The sequence below is a fragment of the Rahnella selenatireducens genome (genome assembly GCF_046449555.1).
Classification (GTDB): Bacteria; Pseudomonadota; Gammaproteobacteria; order Enterobacterales; family Enterobacteriaceae; genus Rahnella; species Rahnella selenatireducens.
In genome coordinates this window covers 60,740-78,145 of record NZ_JBKEZJ010000009.1, presented here as the reverse complement: position 1 = coordinate 78,145, position 17,406 = coordinate 60,740, and the positions used below count along the sequence as shown (strand labels likewise).

Annotated in this window: 15 protein-coding genes; 5 read left to right on the top strand and 10 right to left on the bottom strand. The window is 55.2% G+C overall.

Annotated features, from left to right (window positions below; translation table 11 throughout):
• Nucleotides 1-166: 166 nt before the first annotated feature.
• Nucleotides 167-1,543 (bottom strand): APC family permease, encoded by a 1,377-nt coding sequence (locus ACLBVC_RS15865; RefSeq protein WP_410150427.1) that lies wholly within the window; start codon nt 1,541-1,543, stop codon nt 167-169.
• 480 nt (nt 1,544-2,023) lie between these two features.
• A complete protein-coding gene (locus ACLBVC_RS15860) occupies nt 2,024-3,448 on the bottom strand; it encodes a glutamine synthetase family protein (protein WP_410150536.1) in 1,425 nt (474 codons plus the stop codon).
• Nucleotides 3,449-3,797: 349 nt separating this feature from the next.
• Between ACLBVC_RS15860 and puuD the strand changes: the two genes are divergently transcribed.
• Genes puuD through ACLBVC_RS15845 form a run of 3 tightly spaced genes read left to right on the top strand, consistent with a single transcriptional unit; the run spans nt 3,798 to nt 6,526 of the window.
• Nucleotides 3,798-4,601: a gamma-glutamyl-gamma-aminobutyrate hydrolase gene (puuD, locus tag ACLBVC_RS15855; protein ID WP_410150426.1), complete on the top strand. Its 804-nt coding sequence runs from the start codon at nt 3,798-3,800 to the stop codon at nt 4,599-4,601.
• A gap of 4 nt (nt 4,602-4,605) precedes the next feature.
• Complete coding sequence (gene puuR / locus ACLBVC_RS15850; protein WP_410150425.1) at nt 4,606-5,163, top strand: HTH-type transcriptional regulator PuuR; 558 nt, start codon at nt 4,606-4,608, stop codon at nt 5,161-5,163.
• Between the two features lie 49 nt (nt 5,164-5,212).
• The gene (locus ACLBVC_RS15845; RefSeq protein WP_195812748.1) at nt 5,213-6,526 is read left to right on the top strand and encodes an NAD(P)/FAD-dependent oxidoreductase; all 1,314 of its coding nucleotides are present in this window, start codon (nt 5,213-5,215) and stop codon (nt 6,524-6,526) included.
• 38 nt (nt 6,527-6,564) lie between these two features.
• Here the strand turns inward: ACLBVC_RS15845 and ACLBVC_RS15840 are convergent, their stop codons facing one another.
• Complete coding sequence (locus ACLBVC_RS15840; RefSeq protein ID WP_101075866.1) at nt 6,565-6,759, bottom strand: hypothetical protein; 195 nt, start codon at nt 6,757-6,759, stop codon at nt 6,565-6,567.
• Nucleotides 6,760-6,954: 195 nt separating this feature from the next.
• Here ACLBVC_RS15840 and ACLBVC_RS15835 point away from each other — a divergent pair, with 195 nt between their 5' ends.
• Nucleotides 6,955-8,682: a potassium/proton antiporter gene (locus ACLBVC_RS15835; protein ID WP_195812750.1), complete on the top strand. Its 1,728-nt coding sequence runs from the start codon at nt 6,955-6,957 to the stop codon at nt 8,680-8,682.
• Between the two features lie 44 nt (nt 8,683-8,726).
• Here ACLBVC_RS15835 and osmE read toward each other — a convergent pair whose 3' ends face one another.
• Nucleotides 8,727-9,059, bottom strand: coding sequence for an osmotically-inducible lipoprotein OsmE (osmE, locus tag ACLBVC_RS15830; RefSeq protein ID WP_152324110.1), 333 nt, complete (start codon nt 9,057-9,059; stop codon nt 8,727-8,729).
• Between the two features lie 244 nt (nt 9,060-9,303).
• Here osmE and ACLBVC_RS15825 point away from each other — a divergent pair, with 244 nt between their 5' ends.
• On the top strand, nt 9,304-9,903 hold the full coding sequence (locus tag ACLBVC_RS15825; RefSeq protein WP_410150424.1) for a cupin: 600 nt from the start codon (nt 9,304-9,306) through the stop codon (nt 9,901-9,903).
• 7 nt (nt 9,904-9,910) lie between these two features.
• Here ACLBVC_RS15825 and ACLBVC_RS15820 read toward each other — a convergent pair whose 3' ends face one another.
• The 6 genes from ACLBVC_RS15820 to ACLBVC_RS15795 all read right to left on the bottom strand — a co-directional run bounded on the left by ACLBVC_RS15820 (nt 9,911) and on the right by ACLBVC_RS15795 (nt 17,306).
• Nucleotides 9,911-11,536, bottom strand: a complete 1,626-nt coding sequence (locus tag ACLBVC_RS15820; protein ID WP_410150423.1) for a methyl-accepting chemotaxis protein — start codon at nt 11,534-11,536, stop codon at nt 9,911-9,913.
• A gap of 112 nt (nt 11,537-11,648) precedes the next feature.
• Nucleotides 11,649-12,149: a GNAT family N-acetyltransferase gene (locus tag ACLBVC_RS15815; protein WP_410150422.1), complete on the bottom strand. Its 501-nt coding sequence runs from the start codon at nt 12,147-12,149 to the stop codon at nt 11,649-11,651.
• A 57-nt stretch (nt 12,150-12,206) separates the two neighbouring features.
• Entirely contained in the window at nt 12,207-13,298 is a 1,092-nt protein-coding gene (locus ACLBVC_RS15810; RefSeq protein ID WP_410150421.1) for an ABC transporter ATP-binding protein, read from the bottom strand.
• Entirely contained in the window at nt 13,291-15,060 is a 1,770-nt protein-coding gene (locus tag ACLBVC_RS15805; protein ID WP_101075872.1) for an ABC transporter permease, read from the bottom strand. Before ACLBVC_RS15805 ends, ACLBVC_RS15810 begins: the two co-directional genes overlap by 8 nt.
• A gap of 77 nt (nt 15,061-15,137) precedes the next feature.
• Entirely contained in the window at nt 15,138-16,226 is a 1,089-nt protein-coding gene (locus tag ACLBVC_RS15800; RefSeq protein WP_410150420.1) for an ABC transporter substrate-binding protein, read from the bottom strand.
• Between the two features lie 189 nt (nt 16,227-16,415).
• A complete protein-coding gene (locus ACLBVC_RS15795) occupies nt 16,416-17,306 on the bottom strand; it encodes an SDR family oxidoreductase (RefSeq protein WP_410150419.1) in 891 nt (296 codons plus the stop codon).
• Nucleotides 17,307-17,406 lie beyond the last annotated feature (100 nt).

The following is a 17,406-nucleotide window of genomic DNA, read 5'->3' as shown; positions in this document are numbered from 1 at the left end:
TTGCTCCTTCCCCTCTCACGAGGGGAAGGACGGGATGGGGTGTTGGTTTTAGCGGCACAGTGGCCTGCTAAACCCCCTCCCGACCTCCCCCTTCGCAGGGGGAGGAGCAAACCAACCGATTGTTATATTTGAAAAAAGGCAGTGGCCGCTTTCAAAGGGCTATAAATCACGCCTCCGGCGCTATCTCCCCGCTCATCTGCGGCGGCTGCTTGCGAAACGCATTGGTGATAAACGCCAGATATCCCAGGCCAATCGTACCCCACACCAGGCCGAGGGTCATCGAACTGGCTTCGAGGTTCAGCCACAGCGCACCGACGGTCAGCGCGCCGATCACCGGCAGGACCAGATAGTTGATGTGGTCTTTCAGCGTACGGTTGCGCTTCTCACGGATGTAGAACTGGGAAATCACCGACAGGTTCACGAAGGTGAAGGCCACTAACGCACCGAAGTTAATCAGCGCCGTAGCGGTCACCAGATCAAAGGTCACGGCAGACATCGCCACAACACCAACCAGCACAACGTTGAACGTCGGGGTACGCCATTTCGGATGCACGTAACCGAACACTTTCTCCGGGAATACGCCGTCGCGGCCCATCACATACAGCAGACGGGAAACGCCCGCGTGCGCGGCCATGCCGGATGCCAGAACGGTGACGCAGCTAAAGCACAGGATGACGGACTGGAAGAATTTACCGGCCACGTACAACATGATTTCAGGCTGTGAAGCGTCCGGATCTTTAAAGCGCGAGATGTCCGGGAAGTACAGTTGCAGGAAGTACGACACCACCACGAAGATCACACCGCCAATCAGTGCGGTCAGGAAGATCGCTTTCGGGATGACTTTGCCCGCGTTTGGCGTTTCTTCAGACAACGAGCTGATGCCGTCGAAGCCGAGGAACGAGAAGCACAGGATGGTCGCGCCGGTAATCATCGGCACAACATGCGCGTTTTCACTGAAGAACGGTTTCGTTGTCGCCAGCGTGCCCATGCCCTCGCCCATGTAAACACCACGGACCAGCAGGCCCAGGAAGACCACCATGATCGCGACCTGAACCACAACGATGATGCTGTTGAGGTTAGCCACCACTTTGATGCCACGGAGGTTGAACGCGGTCATCATCGCGACCAGCGCGGTCACGAAGATCCACGAAGGCACACCCGGGAAGATGGCTTCCAGGTAAATTTTTGCCAGCAGGATGTTGATCATCGGCATGAACAGGTAGTCCAGCAATGATGACCAGCCGACCATAAAGCCGACGTGCGGGCTGATGGCTTTTTGCGCGTAAGTGTAAGCAGAACCGGCAGACGGGAAACGCTGCACCAGTTTGCCGTAACTGACAGCGGTAAACAGCACGGCGATCAGCGCAAAGATGTACGCGGTCGCGACGTGACCATCGGTCAGGCCGGACACAATGCCGAACGTATCGAAGATGGTCATCGGTTGCAGATAGGCCAGACCCATCATCACAACCTGAACCAGCGTCAGGGTTTTACGCAGTTGTACGCGCTGAGTCGCCGGAGCGGCAGAAGTATTAGCAGACATGGCTCAGTCCTCCCTGAATTGCAGACACCGGGCGTTTAAACGCCTCTGAAAGCAACGTACAGGGAAAACTTCGTGGGTTATTACCAGTAAACGGGGGGGTGATCTTCACATCGCTGATGACGGAGGTGAAGGCTGTGCGAATTTGGCCGCAGCTGAAAGAAGCACCGGCGGGCACCGGTACAGGTTTGAAGTATTGCCCCATGTTACATTTCCTCATAGTGGCGACCGTTGTTAATTTGGGGTCGCACACGAACCTTGTTATCTATCCGGATCTGGGTCCGGCCTCTGTTGAATTAATTTGGGTACTGCACATACAAAAAAAATAACCGGCGCCTTTAAGCGTCGGTTATCTGCAGTGCTGCGTATTTTGCACAAATAACGCATAAATGACAACATTCAGAGGCCGTGAGTTACAAAATCTTTTCCGATTTTAAACATCTTGCCCGGCCAGTGCCGTTGCAACGCCTGGGATGATGGGGATCAGGCGTTTTTGAGCATCCAGTCGATCTCTGTTTCTGTCACCCGCCGTTCGAACTGCAACAGTTCGTCAGATTTACAGGCGTGAAAGACCTGCGAGAAACGTTCGCCGAGGATTTTCTTCAGCGCTGGCTGGTCATCAAAATCATACAACGCATCGCTCTGGCGGATTGGCAGCGGGATCCCTTCCTGCTCCAGACCGTTTCCCGTCACCGGTTCGGGCAACGGCAAATTGTTATCCAGCCCGTAAAGCATCCCGGCCAGCACGGTGGCGACCACTAAATACGGGTTGGCATCGGCACCGGCCACGCGGTATTCCACGCGGTGATCGGCGGTTCCGCTACACGGTACACGCAGTGCGACGGTGCGGTTATTGTGCCCCCACGACGCCTGCGTCGGAACATACATGCCCGGCTGGAAGCGGCGGAAGGCATTCACGTTGGGCGCTAAAACAGCCATCGACGCGGGCATCAGGGCAATCATCCCGGCGAGCGAACGTTTCATCAGTGTGGAATCTTTACCGTTCGTATCGGCGAACAGGTTTTTGCCGTTGTCATCGAGCACGCTGAGATGAATGTGCATCCCGCTGCCCGCATATTCGTCATACGGCTTCGCCATAAAAGTGGCGTCCATTTCATGATTTTCCGCCACCAGCCGCACCAGACGTTTAAGCATCAGGGCATGGTCACAGGCGCGCAGAATATTTTCGCTGTGGTGCAAATTGATTTCGAATTGTCCCGGAGAAGACTCCGCCACCGCGCCATCCGCAGGTAAGCCCTGGATGTGCGCCAGACGGTCAATATCACTGAGCACATCGGCAAAGTGATCAAGATTATCGACGGAATAAACCTGCGTGTGCAGGCTACGTTCCTGTGTGCCGGGCGTGCATGGCGGCTGAATATAACCTTCCGCGTCCCGCTGCCTGTCGAGCAGATAGAACTCCAGCTCTACCGCTACCACCGGGAATAAGCCCCGCTGGCGCAATGTTTGCCAGATATGGTTCAGCACATTGCGTGGTTCAACGTTAAAGGGAGTGCCATCTTCGTCAAGCATGGTGAGAAGCAGCTGGCCGATGTGTTCGGGGTCGGAAGCCGAAGGCGTTAACGTGCCGGGAACGGGAATACAGGTACGGTCGGGTTCGCCCAGTTCCTGGCCTAAACCGGCTTCTTCCACGACATTACCGAGAATGTCCATGGCGAAGACCGATGCCGGGAAATAACAGCCTTTTTCGAGTTTGCGCAGGGCAGAGACAGGAATGCGTTTGCCGCGGAAGGAACCATTGAGATCGGTGAGCAGGACGTCGACGTGCAGGGTAAGCGGGTGACGCTCCAGGTATTGGGACACTTCATCCTGGAACGCGCTACTTCGCTCTTCCACCGGTTTAGCAAGGGGCTCATTCTCGCTAATCTCTTTCTTAATTTCGTTCATCAGTTCAGTCGTTTGCATAGGTTTTCCGCCATTTGCTGGTTTCCGGCTTCAAGGACACCACCATGATGCCTGCCGGTTATGCGTTACCGTTTCATTGTGCTGTTCAAAGCAGTCTTCTCATTAGTCGGGATCCTCACGGGCGTGCTCAAAATATAGGCCATATGAATAACCCTAGCTGTAACATTAATTATTTGCAACACCTACAATCGCGCAACATATCAGTTTGAAAAGCCACCGACCCGCTGCTAAATTGTTCAATAAGAGTTCATTATTATTGACAGATAACGATCCTTTGCGTGCGGGGAGGCACGCAAGGGCGACACATTCATCAACTCAAAGAGGCGGTATTATGGGCAATATATTTTCCACGGCATCCGCAGGAAAACAGACAAGCTACAGACCGGTCATTGGGGTTGTTATGTGTGAAAACACGGTGGATGAAAACCCGGCGCTCACCGTCCATGAGAAGTATCTGGACGCTATTTTCAACGCCGACGCCCTCCCCCTCTGCCTGCCACACGAACTGGCGGCACGCGACGGGGCGATAGACCAGATCCTGCGCGGTCTGGACGGCATTTTCCTCACCGGCAGTCCGAGCAATATTGAGCCGCATCAGTACGGTGAAGAAGGCGTCGAAACGCTGGCCGACCCGGGCCGCGACCGTCTGAGTTTGCAGCTTATCCGCGCCACGCTGGATAGAAAAATTCCGCTGTTTGCCGCATGCCGCGGTTTGCAGGAGCTGGTGGTCGCGACCGGCGGCAGTTTGTACCGCAGGGTCCAGGAAGAACCCGGCTTTATGGATCATCGCGAAGACACGTCATTGCCGCATGACGCACAGTACGATCTCGCGCATCCGGTATTTATCGAACCGGGCGGCTTACTTTCAGAATTGTTACCCGACTATCAGCAGTTTCAGGTGAATTCCTTGCACGGTCAGGGAGCGAAACGTCTGGGCGCAGAACTGGCTGTCGAAGCCCGTGCGCCGGACAATCTGGTGGAAGCCGTGAGTGTCCGCGGTCACCCGTTTGCGTTGGGTGTGCAGTGGCATCCGGAATGGCACAGCCTGACGGATCCCGTTTCCCGTCAGCTGTTTAACGCTTTTATCGCAGCGTGTCGCAAAGGCCATCAGGCCCGGAGCGCACAAGAGGAATAAAGGGATGAGCGAAGTCAGTCTGGCGCCTGGTCGCCGGCTTTCTGAAATTCGTCAGCAACTGGGCATGTCACAACGTAAAGCCGCCGAGTTGTCTGGCCTGACGCACAGCGCCATCAGCACCATCGAACAGGATAAAGTCAGCCCCGCCGTCAGTACATTGCAAAAGTTATTGCGGGTTTACGGGCTGTCGTTATCAGAGTTTTTCGCCGAAGAACGCAAAAGTGACGAACCGAGAATCGTGATTAATGCGGCAGATTTGATTGAGATCGGCAGCCGGGGTGTTTCCATGCGAATGGTGCATAACGGCACGGTAAACCACGCAGTCGCCATGCTGCTGGAAACCTATCAACCCGGCAGCACAACGGGCGACAAAATTAAACATCAGGGAGAGGAAGTCGGCACCCTGCTCGAAGGAGAAATCATATTAACCATCAACGGTCAGAGCTATCCGCTGCGCGCGGGTCAAAGCTATGCCATTAACACCGCGAACCCTCACAGTTTCAGTAATATTTCGACGCGGATTTGCAGGATAGTCAGCGCACATACCCCTAATACCTTCTAGTTGTCAGCGTTCTGGGCCTGACGACGGGAACCCAAAGAAGGATGTCATCATGAGTGCTCAAACAGGAAGTCCCCGCGCTGCCGGTGCGCCTCACACCGACAGCTATTACGCCAGTTCTGTCAACGCTCACGCGCCGTGGCCTGAGCTTAATGACAATATTGAGTGCGACGTTTGTATTGTCGGTGCCGGTTATACCGGCATCTCTTCAGCGTTATATTTGTGCGAAGCCGGTTACGACGTGGTGGTACTGGAAGCCGCGCGCGTCGGCTGGGGCGCCAGCGGGCGCAACGGCGGTCAGGTGGTCAATTCTTACAGCCGCGATATTGATGTAATTGAAGACCGTTATGGACGCCAGACCGCCGACATGCTCGGCAGTATGATGTTTGAAGGCGCAAATATCATACGCCAGCGCATTGATCAGTACGCGATTGACTGCGATTACCGCCCCGGCTGCATTTTTGCGGCGCTGAGCACAAGACAGCTCAATAAATTGCGTGACCAGCAAAAACTCTGGAACCGCTACGGCCATACCGAACTGACACTGCTTGATGAAAGCGCGGTTCGCCGCGAAATCGCCACCGACCGTTATGTCGGCGGTCTGCTGGATAAAAATGGCGGGCATATTCATCCGCTGAATCTGGTGCTGGGCGAGGCCGAAGCGATACGTCGTCACGGCGGACGCATTTTTGAAGGCTCGGCGGTCACGCGCATCGAGCACGGTGAACCGGCCATCGCGCACACGGCGAAAGGCACGGTCAAAGCGAAATATGTGATTCTGGCGGGCAATGCGTATCTGAGCCAGCAACTCGCACCGCGCCTGACGCGCCTGAGCATGCCGTGCGGTTCGCAGATTGTTGCCACTGAGCCGTTGTCCGATGATATGGCGCTGTCGCTGCTGCCGAATAATTATTGCGTGGAAGACTGTAATTATCTGCTCGACTATTTCCGTCTTACTGCCGATAACCGCATGCTGTACGGCGGTGGCGTGACCTACGGCGGGAAGAATCCGCCGAACATTGATTCGGTGATCCTGCCAAAACTCAACCGCACGTTCCCGCAGCTCAAGGGCGTGAAGATTGATTACCGCTGGGGTGGCAATTTCCTGCTGACGCTCTCGCGCCTGCCGCAGTTCGGGCGGCTGGAAAAAAATATCTACTATATGCAGGGCGACAGCGGCCACGGTGTGACGCTCACGCATCTGGCCGGAAAGCTAATTACCGAAGTGCTGCGCGGCGATGCAGAACGTTTTGACGCATTTGCCCGACTGCCGCACATGCCGTTTTTCGGTGGCCGCAACTTCCAGGTGCCGTTTACCATGCTCGGCGCCGCTTATTATTCACTGCGCGACCGGTTAGGGGTTTAACCGGCTACAGCCCTTCCCCGCAGGCGCCCTGCGAGGGCTTACCCTTTTCCAGCGACCGGAAATTCGTTATCCGTACTGACTTCGGGCAACTCATTCAGATCGGGCAGAATCCCTTGCGAAATGTAATCTTTTGCCGCGATCGCCTGTTCAGTACCACCAGCATCGCGGATAACCACATGTTTTATCGCGCCGTCTTTCAGCACCTCACGGCGTACGCCGGTATATTCACTCATTTTTAGTTCCTTTTGTATTCACTACTCATGGACATTGCTTATCTTTAAGCATAGTTTTTTATTCCTAAGTGCAACTAATAAAAATCCTAAATGACCTCAGCAAGACGCTCATTTTCCTGATAAATTAGACCTGTTGTCATTGATGACTCAACCGCAGTTCCCCCGCGCCCTTAAAGCTTTACAAGGAGATCTCTCTTGGACGCCAGCACGATTAATACCCTTTTCTTTATTGGCGCCCTGTTAGTCGCAGCGAGCATTTTGCTCAGTTCGTTCTCTTCGAAGCTCGGTATCCCTATTTTGGTCATTTTCCTCGCGATCGGCATGCTGGCCGGCGTCGACGGGATCGGTGGCATTGCCTTTGATAATTATCCGGCCGCGTATCTGGTCAGTAACCTGGCGCTGGCGGTGATTTTGCTTGATGGCGGAATGCGCACCCGCGCCTCTTCGTTTCGTGTAGCCCTCTGGCCCGCGCTGTCGCTGGCAACGGTCGGCGTGCTGATTACCGCCGGTCTGACCGGGCTGGCGGCCGCCTGGCTGTTCCACATCAATCTGATGCAGGGCTTGCTGATTGGCGCGATTATCGGCTCCACAGATGCGGCGGCGGTGTTTTCGCTGATCGGCGGAAAAGGCCTGAACGAACGCGTCAGCGCCACGTTAGAAATTGAATCCGGCAGCAATGACCCGATGGCAGTCTTCCTGACCATCACGCTTATCGACATGATTTCCAAAGGCGAGCACGGGCTGAGCCTGATGTTTGTCGTGGACGTCGTGCGCCAGTTTGGCCTCGGCATTGTGTTTGGCGTCGGCGGCGGCTGGCTGCTGCATAAACTCATCAACAAGATTACGCTGGCGGCCGGGCTCTATCCGTTGCTGGCATTCAGTGGCGGACTGCTGGTTTATGCGGCCACCATGGCGCTGGAAGGCAGCGGCATTCTGGCGGTCTATCTGTGCGGCCTGATGCTGGGCAATATGCCGATCCGCAACCGTCACGGCATTTTGCAGACGTTCGACGGGCTGGCGTGGCTGAGCCAGATCGGGATGTTCCTGGTGCTCGGCCTGTTGCTGACGCCGAGCGATTTACTGCCTATCGCCCTTGCGGCGCTGGCGCTTTCCCTGTGGATGATCCTGCTGGCCCGCCCGCTCTCGGTGTTTGTCAGCCTGATCCCGTTCAAAAACTTCACGCTGCGTGAACGTTTCTTTATCTCCTGGGTTGGCCTGCGCGGCGCGGTGCCGATCATTCTGGCGGTTTTCCCGATGATGGCTGGCCTGCCGAACGCCACGCTATATTTCAATGTCGCGTTCTTTATCGTGCTGGTATCGCTGTTGCTTCAGGGCACATCTCTGGGCTTTGCGGCCAAGAAAGCCAAAGTGCTGGTGCCGCCGCAGCCGACGCCGATTTCCCGTGTCGGGCTGGATATCGACGTTTATAACGACTGGGAACAGTTTGTGTATCAGCTCGGCTCCGACAAATGGTGTGTCGGCGCGGCCCTGCGTGACCTGCAAATGCCACAGGCGACGCGGATTGCGGCACTGTTCCGCGGTAAGGAAATGTTGCATCCAACCGGCAGCACGCGGCTCAAGGAAGGCGATATTCTCTGTGTCATCGGTCAGGAAAAGGATTTGCCGGAACTGGGTAAACTATTCAGCGACAGCAATAAAGTCGTGCTCGACGATCGTTTCTTCGGGGATTTCATTTTGCAGGCCGATGCGCCCCTGGATGCGATTTCACAACTGTATGGCCTGAATCTGGAAGATTCTGTTGACCAGTCACAAACGCTGGGACACTTCGTTATCCGCCTGCTGGGCGGCGAACCGGTGATCGGTGACCATATCGAATGGGACGGACTGACGTGGACGATTGCAGAAATGGATGGGAATCAGGTGAGTAAAGTCGGCGTGAGGATTGTGACGGAGAAAGCCTGAGGTTCTGCTCCTTCCCCTCTCGCGAGAGGAAGGAGCAGGCTGTATTACTGACCCGCCTGCGGATCTTTGTCGTAGTCTGAACAAGACTGATAGCCTTTATTCATGACATGACCTGTGTCGTTAAAGCTGACGAAGTAAGTCTGCGCTTTGCCGTCACGCGGGGCGACGGCGTAAGTCTGACAAGTCCCTTTCGCATGTACCAGCGTCGCTTCCGTTGACGGTGGCCCGGCAATAGCACGAACCTGAGATTTGGTCATGCCGACTTTAACGTCGCTGACGACAGGTTCTTTCACGTAACTCGCTGCACGATCGTAAGTCTGACACCCTGCCAGTACAGAAACTGCTGTAGCAACCATAATTAACATTTTCTTATTCATAACATCTCCTCCTGAGGTCTTTTTTGTATTATTAAGACTAGAAGAGATGGCCGATATAGCCAGCCAATATGACTTATATTTGTTGATTGCTACAGTTTTTAAGTTTTTTCTGATAACTGTTGTTGCGAATTTAACCGGTTTCCGGCGGGCAAAAAAATGCCCGTTAAAAAGAGGCCAGCCCGCCATTTATGATCTATATATGAATGATGTAAGCCTTTGATTGCGCGACAAGGAGCTATTCCTGATGCATTTGGACCGACGCCGGTTTGTGACTTTGCTGGGTGTGATGGCCCTGTTGCCGCTCCCCCGTTTAGGCTTTGCGGATCCCAGAGAGGTCGCGATGGACACTTTGCTGATTGATAAGCCCGATGGCGGCGTACCCAATAACCCTTTACCGGTGCTGATTTATCACCGCGTGATCCCGCCCGATGCCGTCGATAACGCCGATTATCTTGAACACCTTTTCCGCTCCAACGGCTGGCCGCCGCAGTGGCGTTATCCGGTTTATACGTTCACGCATTTCCACTCAAATACGCATGAAGCACTGGGCGTTTTCTCCGGCACAGCCAAGCTGCAACTCGGCGGCGAACACGGCAAGATTATTGACGTGAAAGTCGGCGACGTCCTGTTACTGCCCCCCGGTATTGGCCATAAACAGATTTCCGCCGACGAGGATTTTATGCTGGTCGGCGCTTACCCGCCGGACATCAAAGCCGATTTGTGTCATGACGAACTGCCGCTGCTGGCCGCGCGCACCAAAGCGGTCAAAGCCGTGCCGCTGCCAGCGACCGATCCGGTCACCGGACACAGCGAAGGCAGCATGCTGGTCTGGCATAAAAGCTGAACTTTACTTACGCCGCTGCCAGCCCGAAACGCGCCACCGCCCTTTCCAGACGCTGTGACTGGTCGAGCAATTGCTGGGAAGATGCCGCCGCGTGATCGGCCAGTTTGCCGTTTTGCAGCGTCACATGGTTGAGTGCGGTGATCCGTTCGGAGACATCGTGAACACTTTGCCCCTGATACAACGTCGCTTCTGAAATTTCATTCACCAGCGCGCTCAGTCCGTTGAAGATGTTGATAATTTCCTCCAGGCTCTGGCTCAGCACGCTGACAGACGCCGATCCGCGTCCGATTTGCTCAACGGAATCGTCAATCAGCTGATGAATGCCGCGTGTTGAATGGCTGCTTTTTTGCGCCAGCAGACCGATTTCTTTTGCCACCACCGCAAAGCCGCGCCCGTGCTGTCCGGCATGCGCCGCTTCGATGGCCGCATTCAGCGCCAGAATGTTGGTCTGGAATGCCACGCTGTCAATCATCGACACGATGCTGCTCATTTCCGTCGACTGGCTGACAATCTCTTTCATCGCCGTATCCACCTGCCCCATCACTTCGCCGCCGCGCGTCGCCACGCCTTTGGCCTGTTCGGCGCGTTTGCTGGCCTGCTGCGCATGCAGGGCATTTTCTTTGACCCGGGTGTTAAGGTTAGTGATGTGTTCGGTCGCCGCTTTCAGTTCTTCACTCTGAATGGCCGCCTGCGCGGAAAGCTCTTCGTTGCCTTTCGCCATCTGGTTGATGTTAAGCATGATATGTGAGGACGCGTCGCGCACTTCGCTGACCAGTTTTTGCAGGCCACGTTGCATGTTGCGCAGGCTCACGCCCAGTTCGCGCATTTCAATCACACGCGAATGATCGTCTTCGACGTCGCGGGATAAATCCCCGGCGGCCAGCACGCTGATATGCCCGATCATCCGTTGCAGCGGGCGGATGATCCAGGCCGTGACGCCGCGCCAGACCAGAACGGCGATCACCGCCAGAATTACCAGTGCGCCCATAAATAATGTTTTCGCCTGCGTCAGCGAGCTGAGCAAACGGTCGCTGAGCGACACCGCCGTGTGTTCGTTGACGTCCAGATAGGCGTAATACTTCTGGCTGAAATCATCCTGAAATGCCTGAATCGGCACTTCAAAGAAGGAATCAATCGTGTTGGTTTTTTGTAAACCGTCCGACTGTTCGCGCAGCCCGTCAAAGAACATCTGGTAGCTGGCTTTAAGCTCGGCGGTCGCTTTGTCGGCGCTCTTCGTCATGCCGTCGAAACGGGCAAACGCTTTTTGCGAGGCGGTCAGGGAATCCAGCGATTCCTGCATCAGGCTGTGCCAGCTGCCGTCGGAACCGGTTTCTTTATCCTGCATGTAATAAATGCCAGCGCGGTTGAGTTTGTCACTGGCCATCAGCAGTTCCATGCGGGCTTTATCCATCACCGCCTGTTGCTGACGCAGGTTTTCCGTCGCAATGACGTTATTGCGCGCATCCTGAAGAATATTGGTGAGCACAACGGTGGAGAAAATCTGTAACGCAGAAAACAGGGCGATAACGCAAATTACCCCGAAAAGTATTCCCCGCGGACGGTTTATGAAAACAGATCGAAATAATCTGTTGAAAGGGATTTTACCAATACGTGAATGAGAATTTAAAATCATGATTATTCTGCATTATTTGGAGAAGAAGCAGAATTTTACGCGCAGGAAATGACAGAAATATTTCAGGAAACCACAGGACGCGGTTCCCCTGAATGGAAGAGCATGAATAGTTTCAGCTGAGCGAACGCTGCATCACGGTGACCTGTTCGTTATCGACTTCACGGTTTTCCACTTCCTGCCAGCCAAGACTCCCGTACAGCCCCTGCTGATCCGGCGTGTAAAGCCAGAGTGTTTCCAGCCCGGCATCGCGCGAGCGGCTGATACAGGCTTTAACCAGCGCCGTACCAATCCCTTTTCCGCGCAGATGGCGCGGCGTAAACACTTCGCCCAGCCAATATTTGCGTTCTGCAACATCGCTGAGTTCATAACGCATTACACCCGCCGTGCCCACAACCTGCTCATCTTCATCAAGCGCAATCAGCACACACTGGCGTCCACGGCTGTTCATCCGCTGTATAAGCCGCTGGCGGATATACTCTTTCTGGGCCCAGTGAGGAAAGTCAGACCATTCGCCGTGCAGGTATTCGGTTACGACATCCAGATACTGAGGAACGTCGGCCAGGCTGACAATTTTTAAGGTGCTGTGAGCGGTGAAAGATGAAATCTGAGTCATGGAAAAACCGTTTTAAACAAACAAGGGGAACCAATCTGTCGATTCCCCTTGTTTGTGTCAAGCGCCCTGAGTGCTTCCCTGTTGTTTAGGGAAGATCCACACATGTTGCTCCGGCAAAGACAGATGACAATGCTGCGGATCGCGCACATCAGAGCCATACGCACGGATCACAAAATCATCTCCGGACGTGCGGAACAGATACTCCCAGCGGTCGCCGAGATACATGCTGGTCAGCAGCGGCAATTCCAGCTGATTATCGCCCGGCCCGTCCGCCAGCACCACGCGCTCAACGCGGATCACCGCCGTGCCTTCCTGCCCGGCTTGCACGCCGTCGCCCGCCAGCCCCCACAGCGTCCAGCCGCTGCCTTCGATCCGCGCTTTGCCGTCGCGGACTTCGGTGATTTTCCCATGCAGCCGGTTATTGCTGCCCATAAATTCGGCGGTAAACAAGGTTTTAGGCGAACCGTACATTTCCTGCGGCGTGCCCTGTTGCTCAATTTTGCCGTTATTGAGCAGCAGAATGCGGTCGGAAATCGCCATCGCTTCGTTCTGATCGTGCGTGACCATCAGCGCCGACAGCCCCAGTTTGATGATCAGCTCACGCAGGAACACGCGGGCTTCCTCACGCAGTTTGGCGTCCAGGTTGGAGAGCGGCTCATCGAGCAAAATCACCGGCGGGTTGTAGACCAGCGCCCGGCCAATCGCCACGCGTTGCTGCTGTCCGCCGGAAAGCTGATGCGGATGGCGTTTGCCCAGATGCCCCAGCCCGAGCTGATTCAGCACATCTTGCACGCGCTGAGTGATTTCACCCGCTGCGATTTTGCGCAGTTTCAGCGGATACGCCACGTTCTCGAACACGGTTTTGTGCGGCCACAGCGCATAAGACTGGAACACAAGCCCGAGGTTGCGCTCTTCTGCCGGAATTTCGCTGCGCGGCGTGCCGTCGTAGACTTTGTTTTTGCCGATGATAATGGTGCCCTGCGTCGGCTTTTCCAGCCCGGCGACGGCGCGCAATAACGTGGTTTTGCCACTGCCGGAAGGCCCGAGCAACGACACCACTTCCCCGCGTTTGAGATCCATCGACACGCCTTTGAGCACAGGGTTGTCGCCGTAGGTTAAGTGCAGATTCTCGACCGATAATTCAATCATGTAATTTGACTCCAAAACGAAGGGCAATACCCAGACCTAACACCACCAGCAGGATGTTAATAAAGGAGAGCGCGGCAACGATGTCGATTGCACCCGCCGCCCACAGGGAAACCAGCATCGAGCCGATGGTTTCCGTCCCCGGCGATAACAGGTACACACCGGTAGAATATTCGCGCTCGAAAATCAGGAACATCAGCAACCACGAGCCAATCAGGCCGTAGCGCGATAACGGAATGGTGACGTGCCGGGTAATCTGCCCGCGCGTCGCGCCGGTACTGCGCGCCGCTTCTTCCAGCTCAGGGCCGACCTGCAACAGCGTGGAGGAAATCAGCCGCAAACCGTACGCCATCCACACCACGGTGTACGCCAGCCAGACGCTGAAAATGGTACTGCGCAGGGAACGCAGCCAGACCACCAGGTTATCGCGCAGCCATTGCGACCACGGCATTCCGGAAAGCCAGCCGGATTTGAGCGCGTTATCCAGCCACATCGGCAGAAACAGGAATACCCACAAAAATGCCAGACCGGCCAGCAAGCCCGGCACCGCACGCGGCACCAGTACGCTGTAATCGAGAAAACGCGTGACGCCGTCTGGTTTGCGGTGCATCGCAATACCAATAAACAGATAACAGGCCACCGCCAGCGCCCCACCGATGACACCAATTGCCATCGAGTTGACGATGGCGCGCAGCAGGTTCGGCTGCTCCCAGATCGTGCGGAACGTATTGAACGACAGCTCGTCCCACAGGGAAACACCGACGCCCCAGTTAGAAATAAACGCGCGCAACATGACGCCAAGCAGCGGCACACCAATCGTGACGGTCAGCCAGAAAGCTACCACCGCACCAGCCACCCAGCGCCATTTCCCGAGCGGCAACGCCCTCGCCTGCGAGGCTTTGCCTTTGACGGTCACGAAGCGGTTAGCCGTACGCATCAGGCGGCGCTGCAACATCACCAGCGGAATCGTGATGCAAATCAGCACCACCGCGACGGCGGCCATCAGATGATAAGACGGCGTCCCGAGTTTGTTGGTCAGCTGATACAGGTAAGTTGCCAGCACCATGTTACCTTCCGGGTCGCCGAGAACCAGCATCAGCCCGAAGACTTCAAGCCCAAGGAAAAACAGCAATACGGTGGCGTATAAAATGGAAGGACGCACCATCGGCAAACTGACGGCGGTCATAACCTGAAGCGGCGAGGCCCCGGCGGTTCGCGCGGCTTCTTCCACATCCGATCCGACACTGCGCAGCGCCGAGGAGATGTACAGATAAGCATGCGGAACGTGCGTCAGCCCGGCAATCACAACGATGCTCGACATGTCGTAGATGTTCCACGGCACAAACCCGATCAGCGACTGCGCCCACAGCGAGAAGAACCCGACCGGCCCGGCGGCGACGACGTAACCGAAACCTAACACCATCGGCGAGACGAAAATCGGCACGAGGATCAGCGGTTCAATCACGCGGCGGCCCGGCAAATCGGTGCGCACCATCAGAAACGCCAGAATACCACCCAGCGGAATGGCGATCACCACCAACCCGAAGGCCAGAATAAAGCCGCTTCTCAGCGCCTTATAAAAATCCGGATCGGTGAAAATGAATCCGAAAGACTCGAGGCTCCACTCTTTTGACGGGGAAAAGAACGGAGCGGAGAGAAAACTTTGTATCACGATGAACGACAACGGAATGTAGATAACCAGCGCGGTTATCAGCACCACAATGCCACGCGGCAAGCTTTGCCACTTTCTGCGCAATGCATTCATGTTACTTCCCTTCGGTTAGGAACCCTGAACAGCGAAATCGGGCAAAAAAACAGGAGGCGCGGACGCCTCCGTGAGTCTTATTTTTGTGCTGCGGCGCGCCACTCTTTGATGTAATCCAGACGCTTTTTCTGTTGCAGGTATTCGAGCAGGGTTTCATCGACCGGGATTGGCTTGAGCGCATTGCCTAGTAGTTTGGTCAGACCGTCGATGTCGTTTTTACCTTCGATATCGTTGCGGATTGACGGAATGTCGGCCTGATTTGCCAGAATGGTTTGCCCTTTTTCAGACAGCACGTAGTCCAGCCACAGTTTGGCGGCGTTGCCGTGTTGGGCTTGCTGGCTGATGAAGGAAACGCGCGAAAGCACCAGGGTGTAATCCTTCGGATAGGAAATGCCGAGCGACGGATCGGTTTTGGCACGGGCTTCGGCGTAGGAACCGAGAATGTTAAAACCGATCAGGTTTTCACCCGAAGACACCCTTTCCATCATGGTGCCTGTGGAAGACTGCACTGCTAAACCGCCTTTGGCGACGTCAGCCAGCGTTTTGAAATAGTTCGGATCGGCTTTGAAGTCCTGCACGGAAAGCATGAAGCCGAGGCCGGATTTCTCGATATCGTAAGTGGTGACTTTTTTGTTGAATTTCTCGGTCTGGCTGGCGATGAGTTTTGCCAGCGCGGCGTGGGAATCCGGTACATCACCGGCCGGGATCAGGCGTTTATTATAAATAAACACCACCGGTTCATAGGTCGTGCCGTAGGCTTTGTCTTTCCACACCGCCCATTTCGGCAACTGGCCTTGTTCAGGCGATTTGTATTCCTGCGCGTAATCGGTCGCCAGTTTCAGCGCGGTGTCCATGGAAGAGCTCCAGACCACGTCGCCGCTGGTGCCGCCCGCCGCCTGTTCGCTGATATAACGGTTGTACAGCTCGGTGCTGTTCATGTCGTTATATTCCACTTTAATGCCGGGATAAGTGGCCTCAAACCCCTGGATCAGCGGGCCGGCGGCTTTGGTGTCGGTGGTGGAATACACGACCACTTTGCCTTCTTTGGTCGCGGCATCAACAACTTTTTGGTAATCCGCAGGGTATCCCTGCGGCAGGGCAGACATTGCGGAGGAAGACATCAGTACAGAAGCAGCAATCAGAGACAGACGTAATTTTTTAGACATTATTGTTAACCTCTAGTTACATTTGGGAAACTAAAAATCAACATAACGCATAACGTCAGACAGGCAATGAGGGATTGTTTTTATCTTCCCGATTTGTGAGTCGGGGCGTTTTTTAGGCAATTAACACCATTAAAACCACGGCAAGAAGTTAAAATCAGGCCGCAAGCGCAGCCTGATTTACGTGAGGAATTAATCAAAATATCCGGCGGTATCGATATCCTTCAGTAAGCCCTGATGCTCGGGTTTCCAGCCCAAAACCTTGCGGGTCAGCTCGCTGGACGTCGGATTATTCAGCCCCGCGAAGTGGGTAAACCAGCCAAAATGTGCCGCGGCGGCTTCTGCCGTTTTGCTTTCAACCGGGATATTCAGGTGTCTGCCGATCATTTCTGCAATCTCGCGGAACGGCACGCCTTCCTCAGCATTCGCGTGATAAACCGCATTGTGCGCGCCCTTTTCCAGCCCCAGCCTGAACACTTTCGCCGCATCAAGCCGGTGAACCGCAGGCCAGAGATTCTCGCCTTCGCCAAGGTACGCCGACACGCCTTTCTCCCGCGCCATCGCAATGATCATCGGCACGAAACCGTGGTCACCCGCGCCATGTACGGATGGCGGCAGGCGCACCAGCGAAACCCGCACGCCCTGTTCTGCCAGCGCGGCGACGGCCAGATCGGACGCCACGCGCGGATTTCCACCTTGCGGATCCGGCAAATCCTTTTCCGTCACCCGCTGGCCGTTATTCACCAGCGCCGTGCCGGACGTCACGATCAGCGGTTTTTCCGTTCCCACCAGCGCCTCGCCCAGCGCGCCTATTGCCAGCCGGTCTTTTTCGCAGTTCTCCATAAATTTGGAAAAATCATGAATAAACGCCGTGTGGATCACGCCATCGGCCTGCGCCGCGCCTGCTTTCAGGCTGTGCAGATCTTCAATACTGCCGCGAAGCACACCGGCTCCGGCCACTTTCAGCGCCTGCGCTGATGCGTCGGAACGGGCCAGCCCGAGCACATGATGGCCCGCGCGCAGCAATTCCTTAACGACCACAGAACCGACAAAACCTGTTGCTCCGGTTACAAATACACGCATGGCAATTTCCTCTGTGTTCTCTGAAAAAAATGAAAGACAACGCCATGAAATATAGGGGCTGGAGAAAAGACGATCTATGCGCTAATGTCCGTAATATCTT

What these genes read in the sequence shown, in the direction of transcription:
- osmE (WP_152324110.1), bottom strand. Translation starts at nt 9,059, where the DNA reads ATGAATAAGAAAATGTTAATTATGGTTGCTACAGCAGTTTCTGTACTG.
- ACLBVC_RS15795 (WP_410150419.1), bottom strand. Translation starts at nt 17,306, where the DNA reads ATGCGTGTATTTGTAACCGGAGCAACAGGTTTTGTCGGTTCTGTGGTC.
- ACLBVC_RS15805 (WP_101075872.1), bottom strand. Translation starts at nt 15,060, where the DNA reads ATGAATGCATTGCGCAGAAAGTGGCAAAGCTTGCCGCGTGGCATTGTG.
- ACLBVC_RS15800 (WP_410150420.1), bottom strand. Translation starts at nt 16,226, where the DNA reads ATGTCTAAAAAATTACGTCTGTCTCTGATTGCTGCTTCTGTACTGATG.
- ACLBVC_RS15845 (WP_195812748.1), top strand. Translation starts at nt 5,213, where the DNA reads ATGAGTGCTCAAACAGGAAGTCCCCGCGCTGCCGGTGCGCCTCACACC.
- ACLBVC_RS15865 (WP_410150427.1), bottom strand. Translation starts at nt 1,543, where the DNA reads ATGTCTGCTAATACTTCTGCCGCTCCGGCGACTCAGCGCGTACAACTG.
- ACLBVC_RS15825 (WP_410150424.1), top strand. Translation starts at nt 9,304, where the DNA reads ATGCATTTGGACCGACGCCGGTTTGTGACTTTGCTGGGTGTGATGGCC.
- puuR (WP_410150425.1), top strand. Translation starts at nt 4,606, where the DNA reads ATGAGCGAAGTCAGTCTGGCGCCTGGTCGCCGGCTTTCTGAAATTCGT.
- puuD (WP_410150426.1), top strand. Translation starts at nt 3,798, where the DNA reads ATGGGCAATATATTTTCCACGGCATCCGCAGGAAAACAGACAAGCTAC.
- ACLBVC_RS15810 (WP_410150421.1), bottom strand. Translation starts at nt 13,298, where the DNA reads ATGATTGAATTATCGGTCGAGAATCTGCACTTAACCTACGGCGACAAC.
- ACLBVC_RS15815 (WP_410150422.1), bottom strand. Translation starts at nt 12,149, where the DNA reads ATGACTCAGATTTCATCTTTCACCGCTCACAGCACCTTAAAAATTGTC.
- ACLBVC_RS15860 (WP_410150536.1), bottom strand. Translation starts at nt 3,448, where the DNA reads ATGAACGAAATTAAGAAAGAGATTAGCGAGAATGAGCCCCTTGCTAAA.
- ACLBVC_RS15820 (WP_410150423.1), bottom strand. Translation starts at nt 11,536, where the DNA reads ATGATTTTAAATTCTCATTCACGTATTGGTAAAATCCCTTTCAACAGA.
- ACLBVC_RS15840 (WP_101075866.1), bottom strand. Translation starts at nt 6,759, where the DNA reads ATGAGTGAATATACCGGCGTACGCCGTGAGGTGCTGAAAGACGGCGCG.